At 41.8% G+C, this 21,555-nt stretch carries 13 protein-coding genes; 7 read left to right on the top strand and 6 right to left on the bottom strand.

Features of this window, described 5'->3' with window-relative positions; translation table 11 throughout:
* Positions 1-6 precede the first annotated feature (6 nt).
* From VCM39_RS01530 to VCM39_RS01515, 4 genes are all read right to left on the bottom strand, one after another.
* The gene (locus VCM39_RS01530) at positions 7-1,467 is read right to left on the bottom strand and encodes a RagB/SusD family nutrient uptake outer membrane protein (RefSeq protein ID WP_289293572.1); all 1,461 of its coding nucleotides are present in this window, start codon (positions 1,465-1,467) and stop codon (positions 7-9) included.
* Positions 1,468-1,478: 11 nt separating this feature from the next.
* Complete coding sequence (locus tag VCM39_RS01525) at positions 1,479-4,544, bottom strand: SusC/RagA family TonB-linked outer membrane protein (RefSeq protein WP_289293574.1); 3,066 nt, start codon at positions 4,542-4,544, stop codon at positions 1,479-1,481.
* Positions 4,545-4,567: 23 nt separating this feature from the next.
* A complete protein-coding gene (locus VCM39_RS01520) occupies positions 4,568-5,263 on the bottom strand; it encodes a hypothetical protein (RefSeq protein WP_322932449.1) in 696 nt (231 codons plus the stop codon).
* Between the two features lie 234 nt (positions 5,264-5,497).
* Positions 5,498-5,983 (bottom strand): HU family DNA-binding protein, encoded by a 486-nt coding sequence (locus VCM39_RS01515; protein WP_221649135.1) that lies wholly within the window; start codon positions 5,981-5,983, stop codon positions 5,498-5,500.
* 422 nt (positions 5,984-6,405) lie between these two features.
* Between VCM39_RS01515 and topA the strand changes: the two genes are divergently transcribed.
* Entirely contained in the window at positions 6,406-8,751 is a 2,346-nt protein-coding gene (topA, locus tag VCM39_RS01510) for a type I DNA topoisomerase (RefSeq protein WP_221649134.1), read from the top strand.
* Positions 8,752-8,890: 139 nt separating this feature from the next.
* On the top strand, positions 8,891-10,849 hold the full coding sequence (locus VCM39_RS01505) for an LruC domain-containing protein (RefSeq protein WP_289293579.1): 1,959 nt from the start codon (positions 8,891-8,893) through the stop codon (positions 10,847-10,849).
* Positions 10,850-11,053: 204 nt separating this feature from the next.
* On the opposite strand, the gene argS is transcribed toward VCM39_RS01505, so the two are convergent.
* Together argS and VCM39_RS01495 are read right to left on the bottom strand one after the other, a co-directional pair.
* The gene (gene argS / locus VCM39_RS01500; protein WP_221649132.1) at positions 11,054-12,847 is read right to left on the bottom strand and encodes an arginine--tRNA ligase; all 1,794 of its coding nucleotides are present in this window, start codon (positions 12,845-12,847) and stop codon (positions 11,054-11,056) included.
* Positions 12,848-12,933: 86 nt separating this feature from the next.
* Complete coding sequence (locus tag VCM39_RS01495) at positions 12,934-13,206, bottom strand: HU family DNA-binding protein (protein WP_221649131.1); 273 nt, start codon at positions 13,204-13,206, stop codon at positions 12,934-12,936.
* A gap of 226 nt (positions 13,207-13,432) precedes the next feature.
* Here VCM39_RS01495 and VCM39_RS01490 point away from each other — a divergent pair, with 226 nt between their 5' ends.
* From VCM39_RS01490 to secDF, 5 genes are all read left to right on the top strand, one after another.
* Complete coding sequence (locus VCM39_RS01490; RefSeq protein ID WP_323673958.1) at positions 13,433-14,107, top strand: rhomboid family intramembrane serine protease; 675 nt, start codon at positions 13,433-13,435, stop codon at positions 14,105-14,107.
* Positions 14,088-14,987, top strand: coding sequence for a rhomboid family protein (locus tag VCM39_RS01485; RefSeq protein WP_122202060.1), 900 nt, complete (start codon positions 14,088-14,090; stop codon positions 14,985-14,987). The genes VCM39_RS01490 and VCM39_RS01485 overlap by 20 nt, the downstream gene beginning before the upstream one ends.
* Before the next feature lie 3 nt (positions 14,988-14,990).
* Positions 14,991-16,085 carry an endonuclease/exonuclease/phosphatase family protein gene (locus tag VCM39_RS01480; protein ID WP_122202061.1) on the top strand — a complete coding sequence of 365 codons (1,095 nt, stop codon included), beginning with the start codon at positions 14,991-14,993 and terminating at the stop codon, positions 16,083-16,085.
* A 45-nt stretch (positions 16,086-16,130) separates the two neighbouring features.
* Positions 16,131-18,218, top strand: a complete 2,088-nt coding sequence (locus tag VCM39_RS01475; protein ID WP_322932447.1) for a M3 family metallopeptidase — start codon at positions 16,131-16,133, stop codon at positions 18,216-18,218.
* Between the two features lie 266 nt (positions 18,219-18,484).
* Positions 18,485-21,505, top strand: a complete 3,021-nt coding sequence (secDF, locus tag VCM39_RS01470; RefSeq protein WP_321029097.1) for a protein translocase subunit SecDF — start codon at positions 18,485-18,487, stop codon at positions 21,503-21,505.
* The last annotated feature ends 50 nt before the right edge of the window (positions 21,506-21,555 follow it).

Below are 21,555 nucleotides of genomic sequence, written 5' to 3'. Positions count from 1 at the left end.
TCATCTTTAATATTTTCCGAATTGCGTAAGGTTCTCGTTTTCCATCAGGTTATTATGGTAGACCGGCCAGTAAAGTTGCCACTCTTCTGCGAATGTCTGGCAGTTGAAATTGGAATACTGCCGGATATAATTTTCGAAGAAATCATTCATCACTGTCATTGCCCGTCCCGTACGAATGAGGTCGAACCAGCGTTTGCCTTCACCCAATAATTCCAGTTGACGTTCCTGAAGTATGGCATCTTCAATAGCCGTCTTCTTATCGGCAGTAATATCAAATTCACTCATCTCTTTTTCTGTAATGCCGGCACGTTTACGAATCTGATTCAACAGAGCGACAGCACCTTCATAATCGTTCAACTGATTCAGTGCTTCGGCACGAAGCAATAGTACATCAGCATAGCGATAGAGCGGGAAGTATTTCACATCCGACTGTTTCATCCGTTCGCCCGGACACCATTTCCAGATGGCAGCACGACCATTGAAACGTTCAACATGATTGCTTGAATAAACTACCGTAGAGTCAATAGTCTGATACCGGCGGTAGTCTTTCCGGTATTCCGGCGTTTCCCATAACTCTTTCACACGCAATGAAGGAATCATCTGTGTGCCGGAAACAACATGCATCTGATAGATAAACTGCACGTAAGAGTTGTTTTCATAACTCCACTTCATAGTCCAGATATTCTCCGTAGTTTCTGCATTGGAGCATACAGTAGCAAAGTTCACCCCTTCCACCAACTTATACTTTTTCAATTCCATTAGCAGACGCGAATATAATTCGGCAGCCTCATAATCATGCATCCACATAGCGTAATCCGTATAAAGCATATACAAAGCTCCTGCGTTGAAACGAAAGACATCTCCTGCACCCGTATCTACCAGGCGGACTGCTTCTTTCAAGTCTTCGCCCACCAGCTTCAAGACGTCAGCCTGGGAAGCCTGTTTTGGTTTATCCACATCGTAAAGAGAGAGTACCGGTTTTGTCACCAGAGGAACATTACACCAGATACGTGCCAGATTAAAATAAGAGAAAGCACGCAGGAAATAAGCTTCTGCCAGATAATTATTACGCACTTTATCAGTCACATCCTGTACCCCAGGTATAAAGTGCAGGCCATAATTGGCAATAGAAATCACTTTATACCACTCATTCCAATCGGAAGAAAGATACGATGAATTCAGATTGTTTGTATTAATCGGTGCATTGGGCTGATTGTTGCTCGATGCAGTAGAGCCGATAAAGTTGTCCGAACGTACCTCAAACCAAGTCATATAATTGGCCCCGGTATTTTTGTTATAGGTCTGTTGTAACGCAGCATACGCAGAGTTCAGTCCGGCACGGACATCGTTGTCCGTCTTCCAAAACTTATTGGTGGAGATATCGCTTACAGGCTGTACATCCAGAAAGTCGTTCAGGCAGGAGGTCAGCATCAAGACCAGAAGAGAAATGAATCCTATCTTTTTCATATCTGTATCATCTAAAAGTTAACGTTTATACCAAATAATATATCTTTTGCACGCGGATAAGACACATCGTCATATCCAACGGTGAAGGCACTCTTACCGGGAAGTTCCGGATCAAAACCGGAATAATTGGACCAGGTAAAGAAGTTCTGCATCATCAGTGAGAAGCTGACGGATTCCAGGTTGATTTTTTTTGCTATCTGCTTCGGCAGGTCGTAGGACAGACGAATGTTTTTCAAACGGATATAAGAAGCATCTTCTATCCACAAACTACTCTCGATACGCGTATTATTCACTGCCGATGGGGCCGGTTTCGGGTATCTGGCTATATCACCGGGAGCTTTCCAGGAGTTAGCAAGGTTAATAGGATTGGCACGTGTTATCGGCGAATAACGGTGTTCGGAACGTTGCTGATCGAAGAAGTTAAACGCATCGCCTCCCAAGGCAAACGAGAAGAAGAAAGAAAGACCGAAACCTTTGTACTTGAAGTCATTGCCAAATCCACCGATCACAACCGGTTGACCCTTACCAATGACCTGGCGGTCTTTAGCATCAATCACGCCATCTTTGTTCACGTCTTCCCACATCACATCTCCTCCTTTGAACACTTGTCCGCTCTCAGTACTGAAACGGAGTTGCTGAATATCTCCGTTGTAAGGAGCACCGTCCAGCTGATAGCCTGTAAAGCGGTCTTTTTCATCGAATACGGGAGTCAGCTGCCGCCAGTCCGGAGTAAAGGCATTGGACTCATCATAGGGGAAAATGGCCTGTGCTTTCCAGCCATACATCGTTCCTACGGGATATCCCTTGTCGAGCAGGTATACCCAGTCAAGAATCTGCTGTCCGCCTTCGGGAACGGAGATTATCTTATTCTTATTGAATGAAAGATTAAGGTTTGTGTTCCATTCAAAATCGCGGGTACGAATATTGGTTGTATTGATTGTGAACTCCCAACCGTGATTACGTACATCGCCTACATTACGAAAAACGCTGTTAAACCCGGTTGTCTGCGGAATCTTCACACGATAAAGAATGTCCGAAGTAGTCTTAATATAATAATCAGCAATCAGATTAATACGTCCGTCGAGGAAGTTAAGGTCCAGACCAAAGTTATATTGCGTTGTCTCCTCCCAACCCAAGTTTTTATTTTCCAACTGTGAAGGATAAATGCCGGACATATCAGCATAATAATTAATCGAATAAAGACCATATGAGGCAAAATTACCTGCCACCTGATTACCGGTCACACCATAACTTACACGCAGCTTAGCATCATTTACAAAGGGTTTCATCCAATTCATGAACTCTTCGTCAGAGAAACGCCACCCCAAAGATACGGAAGGAAAAACACCCCAGCGCTTGTCTACACCGAAACGGGAAGAGCCATCGTAACGAACGTTGGCGTTCACCAGATAACGCCCCTTATAATTGTATGACAAACGGCCAAAGAAAGAAGCCATCCGGTTGGAAGTACTGATAGCATAGGTTTTAGACATATCGACTCCACCATACGCATACGATATTTCGATGGCATCGCTGATATTGTCGAGTACGGCCAGTCGGGTAGTCTCGGCTGTATAACTCTGAATACTAAATCCCGCAAGAGCACTTAATGCGTGATCATTGAATGATTTATTATAGGTCAATACATCTTCGTGTGTCCAGTTGGTAGTGAGATAGTCTTCGTTAGCAGAAGTGCGTCTGCCATTTACGTCAAGAATGGCAGGACGGAAGCTCTGATACTTTTGCAGGTAAAAGTTTCCGGCAATACTTGCTTTGAACTTCAGATCTTTGAGAATCTCATACTCCGCGAAGTCATATAGATTCAGCTCATAGATCTTATAATTATTCTTTCCTACCATCGTCTCGGCAAGCGGATTACTTCTGCTTGCAAGAATAGGCGTATAGCTACCGTCCGGCTCTATCACATTATAGTTGGCAGGGCGTTGCAGAATACGATAACGCGATTCGGAAGTGGCACGCCGCTGATCGGAGATGGAAAGAGCAAGACGATTGCCGATGTTCAGACGGGAAGAAGCCTTGAAGTCAACATTCATACGGGTAGTAAGGCGTTTGTTGTAGGTATTCAGCTGAATTCCCTGTTCGTCCAGGTATCCGGCGCTCATAAAGTACTTGATTTTCTCAGTGGCTCCCGAAACACTGGCGTCCAACTGATGAGTATATGCCTTGCGGAAAAGCAATTCCTGGTAGTAATTGTCGGCTGTATACGAAGGATTCAATGAGTCGCGGTTGGCGATATTATTGTAAAGCCCATCGTAATAGTTACGCAGTTTTTCATATTCGATACCATCTTCACGGCTCATCTGTGGAAGTGTCTTTGCAATTTGTGATTGTTTGAGGGAGTAGTTAAGCGATACTTTCGCTTTTCCTTCTGTCCCCTGTTTAGTAGTAATCAAAATAACACCATTAGCCGAACGCGAACCATAGATAGCTGCCGATGCCGCATCTTTCAGCACCTCCACCGAAGCGATATCTCTCGGGTTGATGGATTCGATGCTCGCCACCTCCATACCATCTACAATAAACAGCGGATTGGAACCTCCCTCTCCTAAAGAAGAAGCACCACGGATACGGAAAGTAGAGGCAGTCCCCGGTTCGGAAGTTCCCATAATGTCCAGGCCCGAAATCTTACCTTGCAAAGCCGAGCCTAAGTTTATCGGTTCGTTGGATTGGAGATCTTTCTCATTTATAGAAGAGATAGAACCGGTAATATCACGTTTTTTCACCGTACCGTAGCCTACTACTACCACTTCATCCAATGTCTCCGACGATTCTTTCAGAGTTATGTTGATTACATTGCGTTTGTTTATCTTCACTACCTGAGTTTCATATCCCATGAAGGAGAATTCTAACGTCCCGTTGGCGGGTGCCTGGAGCGAATACTTTCCGTCCATATCGGTCACTGTCCCGGTTCCGGTTCCCTGAAGCCGGACAGTCACACTTACCATAGGCCCCATATAGTCGGAAACAGTTCCTGACACCTGTATATTCTGGGCCATCAATGTCCCTCCCGTCAGCAGACTGAAGAAGAGACAAAACAACATCACGTGTGTTTTCATATATCTATTCGTATTTTAATAAATTAATCTTCTTGTCTTTCTACCACAGTTACTGTATATGTAACAGTCTTACTCTTATCCTCAGAGGTGAGAGTATAGGATACAGGATTAGTAAAATCCTGCGGGGTATCCCAGGGTTGAGTAAACACTGCATTATACGAATCGGGTGAAAGTTCCAGTACAGGAGTCAGATGAGTTACATTGGTGCCTTTCGGAACCTCCACACGAATTGTTTTGGCCGATTCCACCGCAAGCGCCCGTACAGGTTCTCCGGTTTCCGGATCAATTATTTCCGGGAATGAAAGAGCATAAATCTGGGCTTTTGAATATAGATAACTCATATCTTTAATAACCGTATAAACTGCTTGCTTTCCACTCTGTGCAGTCACGGTATATTCAAATCCATCCGCTGTTAGATCTACCGCCTCCAGGTTCTGAGGATACACAGTAGCCCAGGGACCGACAATAATAGAAGGGCGAATGGCCGTCAGATCCAGATGCTGCGGCAATTTAATTGTAATGGTTTTATTAGCCTCATCAATGATACCCTGATGTTGTATCTGTACATTTCCTGCATTCGGAGCAGGTTTGATAATAAAAGATACAATACTACGGATATTAGACTTCGGTTCATCGTCCATGCTGTTCTCTCCACAACCGGAAAAGACTAAAGTCGTCACAAAGAGTAAAATGCTCAGATGAAAAACATGTTTTTTCATACTACTATTCATTAAAAAGTTAAACTTAGCTCATTATTCTGTGTCATCGGGATGAATATTGAAAACTAAAACATATCCCCTGCAACTCAGATTATCTGCTGCAAAAGTAGTGGAGAGCCTTATTCCCGCTTTGCTTTATTTGCTTTTTGTTTTGTCTGAATAAGTTTTCTGTAAAAACAGAAGGAGAACACTCCGAAAAGTATTCTCCTTCTGTCGAATAGAACAAGCAATCAGCTAATCCTCCAATCTCTCTCCCGGCAAATCGCCCTGTGCTTTCTCTTCCTTTATCACCTCTTTGCTCAACATCGATTTCGGGAAATAGCTCGACAACGGTATACGAATAAACTTCATTTTCCTGATTTGCCTCGTTAACCAACGATCCGCTATAAAATAAACACGCGACACTTCCACTGTCGCCGGAGTTACATCTTCCGGGCGTTCTGCTCCCGGACTGGTAAGAGCTACCTGAAATGTACCGATTCCTTTCAGACTCACCGAATATCCTTCTGCCAGAAGTTCTCCCAGTACCAAAGAGACATCCGTCAGGATGCCTTGTACTTCACCTTCCCGGAATCCGCCCCGCTCTGCTACGATACGGGCCACATCTTCCTCCGTTTTACCACCGCGCTCCTGCAGCTTTTTCTGTACAGCATACCACCGCACTTTCTTATTACCGCCTATGACGCTCACTTTCTTTCTTACTAAATAGGGTATTGACATTTTCTTATAAGTGTTTATTGATTAGGGTTTAAACATCCGATACTTTTCCCGTAGTCCTTTATTGTTTTACATGTACATCTAAAGCAGTACGACATGTACATCTCAGGCAATACGACATGTGCATGTGGAGCAGCTTTACATGTACATGTAAAACAACGAGCGATTACGACAAAGATAACCTTTCTTTACGGGGAAAGCAAACAATCCTGGTAAGAAAAGCAGATTTGGTTAAAACATATCTTCACACACCCCACCTCTTCCGAGTCCTAAAAAAAGTCTTTTTTTGCAAAAAAGAAACAGATTCTCTCTATATTATAAGGTAAGGAAAATGTTTTTTTCTACTTTTGCCTCCGAATTTTATGATGTAAAGAGGTTGTAACTTAGAAAGACATCCCCCCGGCATCCTTATTAAAGTAAAAACTATGCAGAAAAACCTTGTAATTGTCGAGTCTCCAGCCAAAGCAAAAACGATTGAAAAGTTTCTTGGGAAAGATTTTAAAGTACTTTCCAGTTACGGACATATCCGGGACTTGAAGAAGAAAGAATTTAGTATTGATATCCAAAAAGATTTCAAGCCGAATTATGAAATACCTGCAGATAAAAAAGAGCTGGTAGCGAAGCTGCAAGCAGAAGCCCAAAAGGCAGATGTCGTATGGCTCGCATCCGATGAGGACCGCGAGGGAGAAGCTATCGCCTGGCATCTTTATGAAGTGCTAAAGCTAAAGCCGGAACAAACAAAACGAATTGTCTTTCATGAAATCACCAAGACTGCCATATTAAAAGCAATCGAGAATCCGCGTGAAATCGATATTAACCTGGTAAATGCACAACAGGCCCGACGCATCCTTGACCGAATCGTAGGTTTTGAACTTTCTCCCGTATTGTGGAAAAAAGTTAAACCTGCTCTTTCTGCCGGACGTGTACAGTCGGTAGCTGTCCGCCTGATCGTAGAACGCGAACGTGAAATACAAGCATTCAAAAGCGAAGCTTCTTATCGGGTTACAGCCATATTCCTTGTGCCGGACATTGACGGCAAACTGGTAGAAATGAAAGCCGAATTGGCCCATCGTCTCAAAACCAAAGAAGAAGCGAAGGCATTTCTTGAAACCTGTAAAGAAGCTACTTTCACCATTGAAGACATTACCAAACGCCCGATAAAGAAGAGTCCGGCGGCACCATTTACCACCTCTACCCTGCAACAGGAAGCAGCACGTAAATTAGGCTATACAGTAGCACAAACCATGATGCTGGCACAAAAGCTATACGAAGCCGGATTTATTACTTATATGCGTACCGACTCGGTAAACCTTTCGGAATATGCAACTGAAGGAAGCAAACAAGCCATCATCAACATGATGGGCGAAAGATATGTGCACCCGCGCCACTTCACTACAAAAACCAAAGGAGCACAGGAAGCACACGAAGCGATCCGTCCTACCTATATGGAAAATGCTACTGTGGAAGCTTCTTCACAAGAGAAAAGGCTGTATGACCTGATCTGGAAGCGTACGATTGCCTCGCAGATGGCCGAAGCCGAACTGGAAAAAACAACAGCGACTATTGGCATCAGTACTAACAATGATACTTTCACAGCAATCGGAGAAGTAATAACCTTTGATGGTTTCCTGCGTGTATATAAAGAGTCTTATGATGATGATACCGAGCAGGAAGATGAAAGCCATCTGCTTCCTCCATTGAAGAAAGGACAGATACTTAACCGTAAAGACATTGTAGCAACAGAACGTTTCACTCAACGTCCGTCACGTTACACCGAAGCCAGCCTGGTGCGCAAACTGGAAGAGCTTGGAATCGGTCGTCCTTCAACGTATGCACCTACTATCTCCACCATCCAGCAACGTGAATATGTGGAAAAAGGCGACAAACCGGGAGAAGAACGGTCATTTAATACACTGACACTCAAAGACAAAAAGATAACTGATGCCATACATACTGAAATCGTAGGAGCAGAAAAATCGAAACTGATCCCTACCGATATCGGAACTGTAGTAAACGACTTTTTGACCGAATACTTCTCCAATATTCTGGATTATAACTTCACAGCCAATATCGAGAAAGAGTTTGATGAAGTGGCAGACGGAGAAAAGAAGTGGACTGCTATCATGAAACACTTCTACAAGGGATTCCATCCATCTGTTGAATCAACTTTAGCTACGAAAAGTGAACATAAAGTAGGCGAACGTATCCTGGGTGAAGAACCGGGAACAGGTAAAGTTGTATCCGTAAAGATAGGACGATTCGGACCGGTTATACAGATTGGAAGTACAGACTCTGAAGAAAAACCGCGTTTTGCCCGTTTGGAGAAAGGGTTGTCAATGGAAACGATTACTCTGAAAGAAGCGCTGGAATTATTCAAACTTCCACGGGTAGTAGGAGAATATGAAGACAAAGAGGTAAGTATAGGTACAGGTCGTTTCGGTCCTTATGTTCGTCATGACAATAAGTATATATCTCTGCCGAAAACACTTGATCCGATGGCTATAACGCTTGAAGAAGCAATCGAACTGATCCAGGAGAAACGTGCAACAGAAGCCAAAAAGCATATCAAAGAATTTGCAGAAGAACCGGAATTACAAATTCTGAACGGAAGATATGGTCCTTACATTGCTTACAAGGGCAGTAATTATAAGATCCCGAAAGATGTAGTCCCACAGGATTTGAATCTTCAAACTTGTCTTGATATTATAAAACTACAGAGTGAGAAGGCCGCCACTACTCCGAAAAAAGGACGGGCGACAAAGAAAAAATAAAAAGTACATATAAGCCAAAAAGGCATTCCGGGATTCTGGAATGCCTTTTTGGCTTATATATACTTTTTTCCTAATATCCAGTTGTTTATATTCTTTTTGTTCGTATATTTGCAACGCAAACATACGAACATTTTAGTATATGAAAAAAAGTCTCACACAAACATTACAGATTGCCAGTATATCACTGCTAATCAGTTTATCTTCCTGCGTAAAAGATGTTGATTTATCACAGCCTGTTCCTAACCCGGTAAAAAGTGATTATTTCGACTTTCAAACGACTCTCGATTGTCCGATAAATATAGATTTAGGATTGGAAGACTATCCGGTTCTGGTAGAAGTCTATGGTGAAAATCCTTTTGAAGATAACGATGGAGTCATTACTAAAAAAGACATTGAACCCCTTTATCGCGGTATCACAGATGAACAAGGAAAGCTGAAAGGACAAACCGTACTCCCGTCTTACCTGAAGAAAGCATATGTCTACTCTCCTTATGTAGGTGTTCCTTTTATTGAAACAGAGATTACAGCAAATGGCATCTTTGCTAACGTCCATACAGCAAAGTCGCAAACAAGAGCCGCCGTAACCAGAAGTATGCCGTATACTTACCCTGCGGACATGAAAGTAATAGGCGATTGGGACGTATTCGGCTATCCGGCTTACCTGACACCCAGCCGCTTTAATTTCCCCGAGAATGAGCTATACTACATCACCGAAGCTACAAAAATCAAAGACTATCCAAAAGGTATGCGAGGCGCTCACCCCGAATACTTCGATCCGGGTAATGAAAGAGGAATACCTATCATCAAAAAAACAAAAGTGGATTTAGTAATGATAGGTAAGTATGCACCGGCAGTAAGTAATACAATTATTTATTATACTTATCCTACAGGACAAGAACCTGCTTCTGTTAACGATATTCAAAAAATAATAGCCTATCCGGTATCAGCCGGGATCTCCTGTGGCAGTACAGTACAATTGCGGTATTGGAATGAAAAAGACGGAAAGTTTGAAGATGAATTCCCGGAAGGGGTTACTATCGGTTGGGGAGTTTCTTCCAGTTCATTTAAAGACGGTAATGTAGGAAGCTCCGGCGGAAATCATAATTACTATTCAACCGACAAGCTGAACACAAGAAGTGGGGATGAAAATGCACAGCATACTATCGCTATTTTCAATAAAGATTATAGTTCGGTGATTATTGGTATGGAAGACAGACCCATAGCAAATATCTCTAACTATACGGATGTTGTATTGTATCTTCATACAGACGTATCGGGAGCTATTGGCGGGAATAATATACCGGATCTGGAAAAACCGGAAAATCCCGGTCCTTCAGAAGCGGATAACTACACAACATATTTTGGAATGCTTTCCTTTGAAGACCTATGGCCCAAAGAAGGAGATTATGACATGAACGACGTAGTGATTTACTATGAATCAAAAGTATACAAAAACGATAAGAATCAAATCATTGCAACAGAAGATCAGATACTTCCTTATTGGGATGGTGCAGGATATGATAAGTTTAATGGATTCGGATACCAACTATCCGTTACGCCTGACAAAGTAAGCTCGGTACAGATAACATCTGAGAACTACGAATTTACTTCGAGCCCTTTGTTCCAGTTTGACAGTAAAGGACTTGAGGAAAGAGTTGACAACGACAATGCAATAATTATAGTTGCTGATGACATGAAAAAGGCAACCAAACAGCATAGTAAGTTTATTGTAAAAACTACATTTGCAAGTCCGCAGTCCGAATCAACCTTCTTACTGCCTCCTTATAATCCATTCATTATTATCGATGCACACGAAGAAAGAGGTAAAGAATTACATCTGCCCAATTATGCACCCACCAAACGAATGGATACAAGCTATTTTGGCACTAAGAACGACATCTCCGATCCGACACAACAGATGTATTACATAGGAAAAGAGAACATGCCATATGCCATAAATATCCCCAATATTAAAAACTTTGACTATAAGAAAGAGGAAGAGGGAACACGTATAGACATGCTCTATCCGGAATTTTCACATTGGGTTCAAAGCAAGGGAACAGAAAATGCAGACTGGTATTTACATAAGAAAAAGTAAGATCAGCGGACAGAGATTTTATATCCTTTTATCCGGATAGAATAAATCAGACCGAACAGCAATTCAGAATAAGCAACGAATGCAATCTCTGCAACTCTTTTCCGGAATAACGGGTGGAGCAGACAAAACAGAGCGTGCGGGAGTTCTTTAGTATATGATTCAACTAAAGAACTCCCGCACGCTCTGTTTTGTTCACTGAAATCCTTACATTCTTGCAGGAACCTCAATTCCCAGCAATCCCATGCCAAGACGAACAACCTTAGCCACATTGGCAGATAAAGCGACACGGAATACTTTTACCGCCTCGTTCTCTTCACGCAAGATACTAAAGTCGTGATAGAACTGGTTATATTCTTTCACCAAATCATATGTATAGTTGGCAATAACAGATGGGCTATAATCCGTTCCGGCCTGTGCTACAACAGCAGCAAAGTCGGCTACCATCTGAATAAGTCCTTCTTCTTTTTCACTTAATTCGATGCCTGAAGGAAGTTGCGCAGGTATAACAATACCACTCTCGGCAGCCTTGCGGAGTACCGACTGAATACGTGCATATGTATACTGAATGAACGGACCTGTATTCCCATTAAAGTCAATAGACTCTTTCGGGTTGAAAGTCATATTTTTACGTGCATCTACTTTAAGAATAAAGTACTTCAATGCACCTAAACCTACAATACGGGCGATATCATCTGCTTCTTCTTTTGTCAGTCCGTCCAGTTTCCCAAGTTCCTGCGAGGTCTCTTTTGCTGTAGCAATCATCTCCTCCATCAGATCATCCGCATCGACAACGGTTCCTTCACGGGATTTCATTTTACCCTCAGGTAGTTCAACCATACCATAAGAGAAATGCACAAGGCTCTTACCCCATTCAAATCCCAACTTATCAAGTAGAATAGAAAGTACCTGGAAATGATAATTCTGTTCGTTACCTACCACATAAATCATCTTATCAATAGGATAGTCGGCAAAACGAAGCTTGGCTGTACCGATATCCTGAGTCATATAAACAGAAGTACCATCCGCACGAAGCAAGAGTTTATGGTCAAGTCCTTCACCCGTCAGGTCGGCCCACACCGAACCGTCTTCCTTCTTGTAGAAAAAGCCTTTCTCCAGTCCTTCCATGACTTTTTCTTTTCCCTCGAGATATGTATTAGACTCATAGTATATCTTGTCAAAGCTAACTCCCATCTTACGATAAGTTTCATCAAACCCGGCATATACCCAGTTATTCATCATTGTCCACAAGGCGCGTACCTCCGGATCACCGGCTTCCCACTTCACCAGCATTTCACGGGCTTCATTCATCAACGGAGAAGCAGCTTCGGCCTCTTCCTTTGTCATACCACCTTTCATGAGCTCAGCCACTTCAGCCTTATAATGCTTATCAAAAGAGACGTAATAGTCACCTACCAGATGGTCTCCTTTCTTCCCGGACGACTCAGGAGTCTCACCGTTGCCATAAAGTTTCCATGCCAGCATAGACTTACAGATATGAATACCGCGATCATTCACAATATTGGTTTTTACCACCTTGTTGCCGTTCGCCATCACAATATTGGCAAGTGCATTACCCAACAGGTTATTACGTACATGACCCAAGTGAAGCGGTTTATTGGTGTTAGGAGAAGAGTACTCAATCATTACTAACGGAGAATTATCATCTGCGGCAGTGATTCCGTATTGTTCATCGGCATGAATCACATTCAACAGTTCAATCCATGCAGAAGAGGCAATAGTCAAGTTCAGGAAACCTTTAATCACATTAAAAGCAGCTACTGCCGGCTCATTGGCCTGCAAATACTCACCGATTTCCTGTGCAGTCTGCTCCGGTCCTTTCTTCGACATACGCAGAAAAGGGAACACAACCAGGGTCAGATGTCCTTCAAATTCTTTTTTAGTTTTCTGCAACTGCACCTGTGCGGCAGATATCTCCTGACCGTAAAGGGCTTTCAGTCCGTTTATTACGGAATCCACAAGTTTATTCTCTATATTCATAGGTTACATTTTTTTTCTGCGCGCAAAGATACAAAAAAGGAGGCGTTAGCACGCCTCCTTTTTTGTAAATCTTTCAACTATATAGCTTATTCAACAGCTTCAGACAATTCTGCACCTGCTTTAAACTTAGCAACTTTCTTTGCCGGGATAGTGATAGCCTGTTTCGTAGATGGATTAATACCGGTTCTTTCAGCTCTTTCAGTCACTGCAAAAGTTCCAAAACCAACCAAAGAAACTTTGTCACCACCCTTCAGAGCATTCGTTACTGAAGACACAAAAGCCTCAAGTGCTTTTTTAGAATCTGCTTTGCTCAAGCCCGACTCTGCTGCGATAGCATTAATAAGTTCAGCCTTATTCATAATTCGTAAATGATTAATTAATATATATGTTACACAAAAGATAGACGTAAATTCCTCACAAATATAGAGTAACAAAACAATATATCAAATAAAAACATCCAAAAAACACAGCAATTTGCTGAAAAAGAACTAATAGCGACCACTTTTTCTGTTTTAAAACAGAATTTATTCGTACTTTTGCGACCATTACTTAATTATTTAGCATAAAAAGAAATTCAAACATATGATGCCTACAATTACTAAAAACCTGATAATTATCAATGTACTGCTTTATTTAGGAACCATCGTAGCTCAAAGTTATGGTATAGATCTCGCGGATTATCTGGGTTTGCATTTCTTCATGGCCGACAGTTTTAACCCTGCACAGTTAATCACCTATATGTTCATGCACGGAGGATTCACACATCTCTTTTTTAACATGTTTGCCGTGTGGATGTTCGGTCGTATCCTCGAACAAGTGTGGGGTCCCAAACGTTTTCTCTTTTACTATATTGCTTGTGGTATCGGGGCAGGACTTATACAGGAGATTATACAATTTGTTGAATATAAAACCGTATTATCCGGATATACTATGGTTCAAACCATTAGCGGGACCATACCGATGAGTGAGTATCTGAACATGATGAATACCGTAGGAGCTTCGGGAGCCGTATATGCAATTCTGCTTGCATTCGGAATGCTATTTCCAAATCAGCAATTGTTTATCTTCCCACTTCCGTTCCCCATCAAAGCCAAATACTTTGTCATCGGATATGCTCTAATTGAGCTGTACTCGGGATTCGCCAATAACCCCAATGATAACGTAGCACATTTTGCCCATTTGGGAGGAATGATATTCGGATTTATTCTGATTATGTACTGGAGAAAAAAGAATAACGATCATGGCACATATTATAGCTGATTTAAAAGAAGCTTTCCGAAGAGGAAACGTCTTTATCCAACTGATATACATCAACGTAGGAGTTTTTGTAGCAACTACATTGATTAATATCTTTCTGTTACTTTTTAATAGGAGTGCAGACGGTATATTTGAACTGCTGGCACTTCCGGCTTCCTTCACCCGGTTTATCTTCCAGCCCTGGTCCTTGTTTACGTATATGTTTATGCATGCAGGTTTCATGCATATCCTGTTCAATATGCTTTGGCTCTACTGGTTCGGACAATTGTTCCTCTACTTTTTCTCGGGAAAGCATTTGCGCGGACTGTATATTCTGGGAGGAATCTGCGGTGGATTGTTATACATGATTTCCTACAATATTTTCCCCTACTTCTACCCAATGGTAGAAATATCAACTTTAGTGGGAGCTTCTGCCTCCGTACTTGCGATCGTAGTGGCAACTGCTTATCGGGAACCTAACTACCCGGTACGCCTTTTTCTCTTCGGTACTATCCGCTTAAAATATTTAGCTCTGATCGTAGTACTCACAGACTTGCTGTTTATCACTTCCAGTAATGCAGGCGGACATATCGCTCACCTGGGCGGAGCATTGGCCGGACTTTGGTTTGCTGCCAGCCTTAGCAAAGGTACAGATATTACAGCCTGGATTAATAAAATATTGGATGGCATTTCTTCTTTGTTCGATAAAAAGACCTGGAAGCGTAAGCCCAAGATGAAGGTTCACTATGGCAATTACAGCCGTGAACAAGACTACGACTACAATGCCCGCAAAAAAGCTCAGTCGGACGAAGTAGACCGTATACTCGATAAATTAAAGAAATCAGGATACGAGAGTCTCACTACCGCAGAGAAAAAAAGTCTTTTTGATGCAAGCAAAAAATAAAGCATGAAACACATCGGAAAAGTCTTCACTTATCTGATTTTAGCTGTCAACGCATTCTTTGTCGGGATTCTTTTATTAACAGCTTATAGTCCGTATATTCACCCTGTGGTGCATCCGGTTGAGTCGTGTATGGGACTCACTTTTCCCATATTTCTGGTCATCAACCTCTGTTTTCTCATCTTTTGGCTGATGGTGCGTTACAAGTTTGCACTTCTGCCCATTCTCGGCTTTGCCTTCTGCTATCCTCAGATCCGGACGTATTTCCCTATTAATATCCATACATCAGATATTCCCGAAGGGAGTATTAAAATACTTTCCTACAATATCATGTCTTTTGGAAACATGGAAAAAGAGAATGGCAAAAACCCTGTACTCGAATATATCCGCGCCAATAATGCCGATATCGTTTGCCTGCAAGAGCACAATGTTTCTTCAACAGCCAAGATACACCTGAATGCAAAAGAAGTAGAAAAGGGTATGAAAGCTTATCCTTACCGGCATATTCAACGTGTAGGTAAAGAAATCAGCAATAACCGGATAGCCATCTATTCAAAATATCCTATCCTTTCAGCACGAGAACTGCAATATGAAAGTAGTTATAATGGTTCTGCAATTTATGAATTGAAAGTTAACGGAGATACAATCACCCTCATTAACAACCATCTGGAATCGAACAAACTGACCAAGGAAGACAAAGTTGTATATGAAGAAATGCTGAAAGACCCAAACGCCCATAAAGTGAAAAGCGGCACCCGCCATCTGGTTGGTAAACTGGCAGAAGCATCTGCTATCCGTTCTAAACAGGCGGACGTCATTGCAGCCGAAATAGCCAAATCTCGCCATCCGTATATCATCGTATGTGGCGACTTTAATGACACTGCTATCTCTTATACTCACCGGGTTATCGCAGAAAATCTGGACGATGCCTTCACCGAATCCGGACAAGGATTGGGCATCTCTTATAATCAGAATAAATTCTATTTCAGGATAGACAATATTCTTATCAGTAAGAATCTAAAAGCCTATAACTGCACAGTAGACCGTTCTATCAAAGATTCTGATCATTATCCCATCTGGTGTTACATCACCAAACGATAAATCCATAACCAATGAAACGAATGACAATACCCAATAGCAATACCTATGGAAATAAAGAAAACAGTAATCATTTTAGCTGCAAGTTGTATGATGTACTCCTGTGCTACAAAAACGGATAATAATCCGTTCTTTACCGAGTTTCAAACCGAGTATGGTGTTCCGGCTTTCGATAAAATCAAACTGGAACATTACGAACCCGCTTTTCTGAAAGGAATAGAAGAGCAAAATCAAAATATCAAAGCCATTATCGAAAATCCGGAAGCGCCTACATTTGAAAACACAATTGTAGCGCTGGATAACAGTTCGCCTATTCTGGATCGTGTCAGTGCTATCTTTTTCAATATGACCGATGCAGAAACAACAGATGAACTGACCGAATTATCTATAAAAATGGCTCCGGTACTCTCTGAACATAGTGATAACATTTCCCTCAACCAAGAGCTATTCGCAAAAGTAAATAACGTATATCAACAAAAGAACGACCTGCATCTCACTACAGAGCAAGAACGCCTGCTGGACAAAACCTATAAAAGCTTTGTACGGTCAGGAGCTAATCTTTCTGCTGAGAAACAAGCGCGCTTACGCGAAGTCAATAAGGAACTTTCTACTCTTGGCATCACATTCAGCAACAATATCCTGAATGAGAATAATACCTTCCAGTTATTCGTAGATAAGGAAGAAGATCTTGCCGGCTTACCCGAATGGTTCCGCCAAAGTGCAGCCGAAGAGGCAAAAACTGCCGGACAAGAAGGAAAATGGTTGTTTACATTACACAATGCCAGCCGCCTGCCTTTTCTCCAATATTCAGAAAATCGCCCACTTCGTGAGAAAATATACCAAGCCTATATAAACCGTGGCAATAACAATGACAAAAACGACAACAAAGAGATAATTACCAAAATAGTTAGCCTCCGTCTTGAAAAAGCCAATTTACTCGGTTTTGACTGTTATTCAAACTTCGTTCTGGATAATACAATGGCTAAAAATTCAGCCACTGTTATGGACTTCCTCAATAACTTATGGAGCTATTCGCTCCCTAAAGCTAAAGCAGAAGCTGCTGAATTGCAAAAGCTAATGGATAAAGAAGGTAAAGGTGAAAAGTTAGCGCCTTGGGACTGGTGGTATTATACCGAAAAACTCCGCAAAGAAAAATACAACCTGGATGAAGAAGAAACCAAACCTTATTTCAAACTGGAAAATGTACGTGAAGGTGCTTTCGCAGTAGCTAATAAGCTATATGGCATCACTCTGACCAAATTATCAAATATTCCTGTATATCATCCCGATGTGGAAGTATTTGAAGTAAAAGACGCAGATGGCTCCCAACTGGGTATCTTCTATGTAGACTATTATCCCCGTCCCGGAAAGAGCGGTGGTGCATGGATGAGTAATTATCGCGAACAAAAAGGGGACATCCGTCCACTGGTTTGTAATGTTGCCAGCTTCACTAAACCTGTAGGTAATACCCCATCATTGCTTACCATGGACGAAGTAGAAACACTCTTTCATGAATTCGGACACGGGCTTCATGGCCTACTGACCAAATGTAATTACCAAGGTATCTCAGGAACCAATGTTGTACGCGATTTTGTAGAACTTCCTTCACAAATCAATGAACACTGGGCTACCGAACCAGAAGTACTGAAGATGTATGCAAAACATTACCAAACCGGCGAAATCATTCCTGATTCAATCATCGACAAGATTCTGAAACAAAAGACCTTCAACCAGGGATTCATGACAACAGAATTACTCGCAGCTGCTATCTTAGACATGAATCTTCACAACCTTACTGATGTAAAGAATCTGGATGTAATTTCCTATGAAAAAGAAGCAATGGATAAGCTCGGACTTATTCCTGAAATAGCACCACGTTATCGCACAACGTATTTCAACCACATCATTGGCGGATATGCCGCTGGTTACTATAGTTACCTCTGGGCCAACGTTTTGGACAATGATGCCTTTGAAGCCTTCAAAGAGAATGGTATCTTTGATAAAACAACAGCTAATTTGTTCCGCCACAACGTACTTGAAAAAGGAAACAGTGAAGATCCGATGGTACTCTATAAAAACTTCCGCGGAACAGAGCCACAACTGGAACCGATGTTGAAAAACAGAGGTATGAAGTAATGAAAAATAATCTAAGGTTAAAAATAACAAGCTGAATACTGAGCTTTTTTAACTTCAAGTAAACTTTAATATCCCCTGAGGTAATTCAGAATCCTCCGGGGATATTTTGTTTCTCCCGGATAAATTTCTACATTAGGAGCAAAATGTGCCCTAAACCTCAAATATTTGACTCCTAATTACCACTGAATGTGAAAAAAAAACTATATTTGCAGCCTTATATGCGACAGAATTAAATTAAAAAGTAATCATAATAAATTAAAAGTAAAATGCAAAACAAAGGATTTGTAAAAGTTTTTGCGGTACTTCTCACGCTGGTATGCGTGTTCTACCTCTCTTTTTCCTTCGTTACCCGCCACTATACTAATAAGGCAAAAGAAGTAGCGAATGGCAATGCTAAAGTAGAACAAGAATACCTGGACTCTCTCGCTAATGAGCCAGTCTGGAAAATATGGAAGTGGAATTACACGCTGAAACAATGTCGTGAAATGGAGATTAGTTTAGGTCTGGACCTTAAAGGTGGTATGAACGTCATCCTTGAAGTATCGGTACCTGATGTTATTAAAGCACTGGCTGACAACAAACCTGATGAAAACTTCAATCAGGCATTGGCAACTGCTGCCAAACAAGCTGTCAACAGCCAGGACGATGTGATCACCCTATTCGTTAAGGAATATCGCAGAATAGCACCGGACGCCAAACTTTCTGAACTTTTCGCGACACAACAGTTGAAAGACAAAGTTAACCAGAAATCATCTGATGCTGAAGTAGAGAAAGTATTACGTTCTGAGGTAAAAGCAGCCGTAGAGAACTCTTATAACGTACTCCGTACCCGTATCGACCGTTTTGGTGTGGTTCAACCCAATATCCAAAGCCTCGAAGATAAAATGGGACGCATCATGGTAGAACTTCCGGGTATCAAAGAGCCGGAACGTGTGAGAAAACTTCTTCAAGGTTCTGCCAACCTGGAATTTTGGGAAACATATACAGCCAAAGAAGTATTGCCTGTTATGGAAGCTGTAGACAGCAGAATACGTAATGTTTTGGCAAGCTCTGTAGTAACCGATACTACCACAACCGTTACAGAAGAAGTTGTAGCAGAAGCAGCTCCTGCAAAAGCCATTAGCGTTACTGACAGTATTAAGGCCACACTGAAAGGTGACAAGCAAGAAGCTTCCAGCAACATGGAGCAAATCAAGAAAGAGCATCCATTGTTGGCTATTTTGCAGTTGAATACAAGCGGTCAGGGTCCTATCATTGGTTACGCCAATCATAAAGACACTGCTGAGATAAACAGATACCTCTCCATGAAAGAAGTAATGGCTGAACTTCCCAAAGACTTGCGCTTAAAATGGGGTGTTGCTGCAGCTGACTTCGCTCCGAAAGGACAAATTTTCGAATTGTATGCTATCAAATCTACAGAACGTAATGGCAAAGCTCCACTTGAAGGTGATGTAGTAACAGATGCAAAAGACGATTACGATCAACACGGTAAACCGTCTGTAAGCATGTCTATGAACTCTGACGGTGCACGCCGTTGGGCACAATTGACCAAGCAAAATATTGGACGTTCCATTGCTATCGTACTTGATAATTATGTATACTCTGCTCCGAACGTAAGTACAGAAATCACAGGTGGTAACTCAATCATCACAGGTAACTTTACTCCGGAACAATCAAAAGACTTAGCAAACGTTTTGAAGTCAGGTAAGATGCCTGCTCCTGCACACATTGTACAGGAAGATATCGTAGGTCCGTCATTAGGTCAGGAATCTATCAACGCAGGTGTATTCTCATTCGTTGTGGCACTTATCCTGCTAATGATTTACATGTGTGCTATGTACGGATTTATCCCGGGCATGATTGCTAATGGTGCATTGTTCCTCAATTTCTTCTTCACGCTGGGTATTCTTTCATCCTTCCAGGCAGCACTGACAATGTCGGGTATTGCCGGTATGGTGCTTTCACTCGGTATGGCAGTAGATGCAAACGTACTTATCTATGAACGTACGAAAGAAGAGTTGCGTAGTGGTAAAGGTGTAAAGAAAGCATTAGCCGATGGTTACTCAAATGCATTCTCTGCAATTTTCGACTCCAACTTAACTTCAATCATCACCGGTATTATCCTGTTTAACTTTGGTACAGGTCCTATCCGTGGTTTTGCCACTACCTTGATTATCGGTATCCTCTGCTCATTCTTTACAGCAGTATTCATGACTCGTATCGTTTACGAACACTTCATGAATAAAGACAAGTTGTTGAATCTGACATTTACCTCTGCAATCTCTAAGAATCTGCTGGTAAATACTCATTTCGACTTCATGAAGAACAATAAACGTTACTTCATAATCACAGGTGTTATCATTCTGGTATGTATTGCTTCATTCGCAATCCGTGGTTTGAGTCAGAGTATCGACTTCACCGGTGGACGTAACTTCAAGGTGCAGTTTGAACAACAAGTAGAACCGGAACAGGTACGTGAATTGATTGCAAGTAAATTCGGTGATGCCAATGTAAGTGTAATCTCTATCGGTACTGACAAGAAAACCGTTCGTATCAGTACTAACTACCGCATCGAAGAAGAAGGTAATAATGTAGATTCTGAGATTGAGGCATATCTGTACGAAACACTGAAACCATTGTTAACTCAAAACATTTCATTAGCAACTTTCATTGACCGTGACAACCATACAGGTGGTAGTATTGTCAGTTCACAAAAGGTAGGTCCGAGTATTGCAGACGATATCAAAACATCTGCTATCTGGTCTGTTGTTCTGGCTCTGATTGCTATCGGTCTGTATATCCTGCTTCGCTTCCGCAATATTGCTTATAGTGTGGGTTCTGTGGTAGCATTGACATGCGATACTGTGATGATTATCGGTGCTTATTCGCTGTTGTGGGGATTGGTTCCGTTCTCACTGGAAATTGACCAGACATTTATTGGTGCTATCCTGACAGCTATCGGTTACTCTATCAATGATAAGGTGGTAATCTTTGACCGTGTGCGTGAGTTCTTCAATTTGTATCCGAAACGTAACAAACGTTTGCTGTTCAATGACTCACTGAATACAACATTGGCCCGTACTATTAATACTTCATTGAGTACATTGATCGTGTTGCTGTGTATCTTCATCCTGGGCGGTGACTCTATCCGCAGCTTCGCATTCGCAATGATTCTGGGTGTTGTTATCGGTACACTGTCTTCTCTGTTCATTGCTTCTCCTATTGCCTATACAATGATGAGTAAAAAGAAAGAAACGGCAGAAACTGCGACTGTTGCTGTAGAATAATAACAGACAACTTATATAAAAAAGAAGAGGAGAAAGTTATGATAGCTTTC

It is taken from the genome of Bacteroides mucinivorans (genome assembly GCF_034654355.2).
Lineage (GTDB): Bacteria > Bacteroidota > Bacteroidia > Bacteroidales > Bacteroidaceae > Bacteroides > Bacteroides nordii.
The sequence above is the reverse complement of the archived record's forward strand: the minus strand, read 5'-3'. Positions and strand labels throughout refer to the sequence as shown.

Excerpts from the sequence above, each read along its gene's own strand:
- VCM39_RS01530 (WP_289293572.1), bottom strand. The coding sequence starts at position 1,467 with ATGAAAAAGATAGGATTCATTTCTCTTCTGGTCTTGATGCTGACCTCC.
- VCM39_RS01525 (WP_289293574.1), bottom strand. The coding sequence starts at position 4,544 with ATGAAAACACACGTGATGTTGTTTTGTCTCTTCTTCAGTCTGCTGACG.
- VCM39_RS01520 (WP_322932449.1), bottom strand. The coding sequence starts at position 5,263 with ATGAAAAAACATGTTTTTCATCTGAGCATTTTACTCTTTGTGACGACT.
- VCM39_RS01515 (WP_221649135.1), bottom strand. The coding sequence starts at position 5,983 with ATGTCAATACCCTATTTAGTAAGAAAGAAAGTGAGCGTCATAGGCGGT.
- topA (WP_221649134.1), top strand. The coding sequence starts at position 6,406 with ATGCAGAAAAACCTTGTAATTGTCGAGTCTCCAGCCAAAGCAAAAACG.
- VCM39_RS01505 (WP_289293579.1), top strand. The coding sequence starts at position 8,891 with ATGAAAAAAAGTCTCACACAAACATTACAGATTGCCAGTATATCACTG.
- argS (WP_221649132.1), bottom strand. The coding sequence starts at position 12,847 with ATGAATATAGAGAATAAACTTGTGGATTCCGTAATAAACGGACTGAAA.
- VCM39_RS01495 (WP_221649131.1), bottom strand. The coding sequence starts at position 13,206 with ATGAATAAGGCTGAACTTATTAATGCTATCGCAGCAGAGTCGGGCTTG.
- VCM39_RS01490 (WP_323673958.1), top strand. The coding sequence starts at position 13,433 with ATGCCTACAATTACTAAAAACCTGATAATTATCAATGTACTGCTTTAT.
- VCM39_RS01485 (WP_122202060.1), top strand. The coding sequence starts at position 14,088 with ATGGCACATATTATAGCTGATTTAAAAGAAGCTTTCCGAAGAGGAAAC.
- VCM39_RS01480 (WP_122202061.1), top strand. The coding sequence starts at position 14,991 with ATGAAACACATCGGAAAAGTCTTCACTTATCTGATTTTAGCTGTCAAC.
- VCM39_RS01475 (WP_322932447.1), top strand. The coding sequence starts at position 16,131 with ATGGAAATAAAGAAAACAGTAATCATTTTAGCTGCAAGTTGTATGATG.
- secDF (WP_321029097.1), top strand. The coding sequence starts at position 18,485 with ATGCAAAACAAAGGATTTGTAAAAGTTTTTGCGGTACTTCTCACGCTG.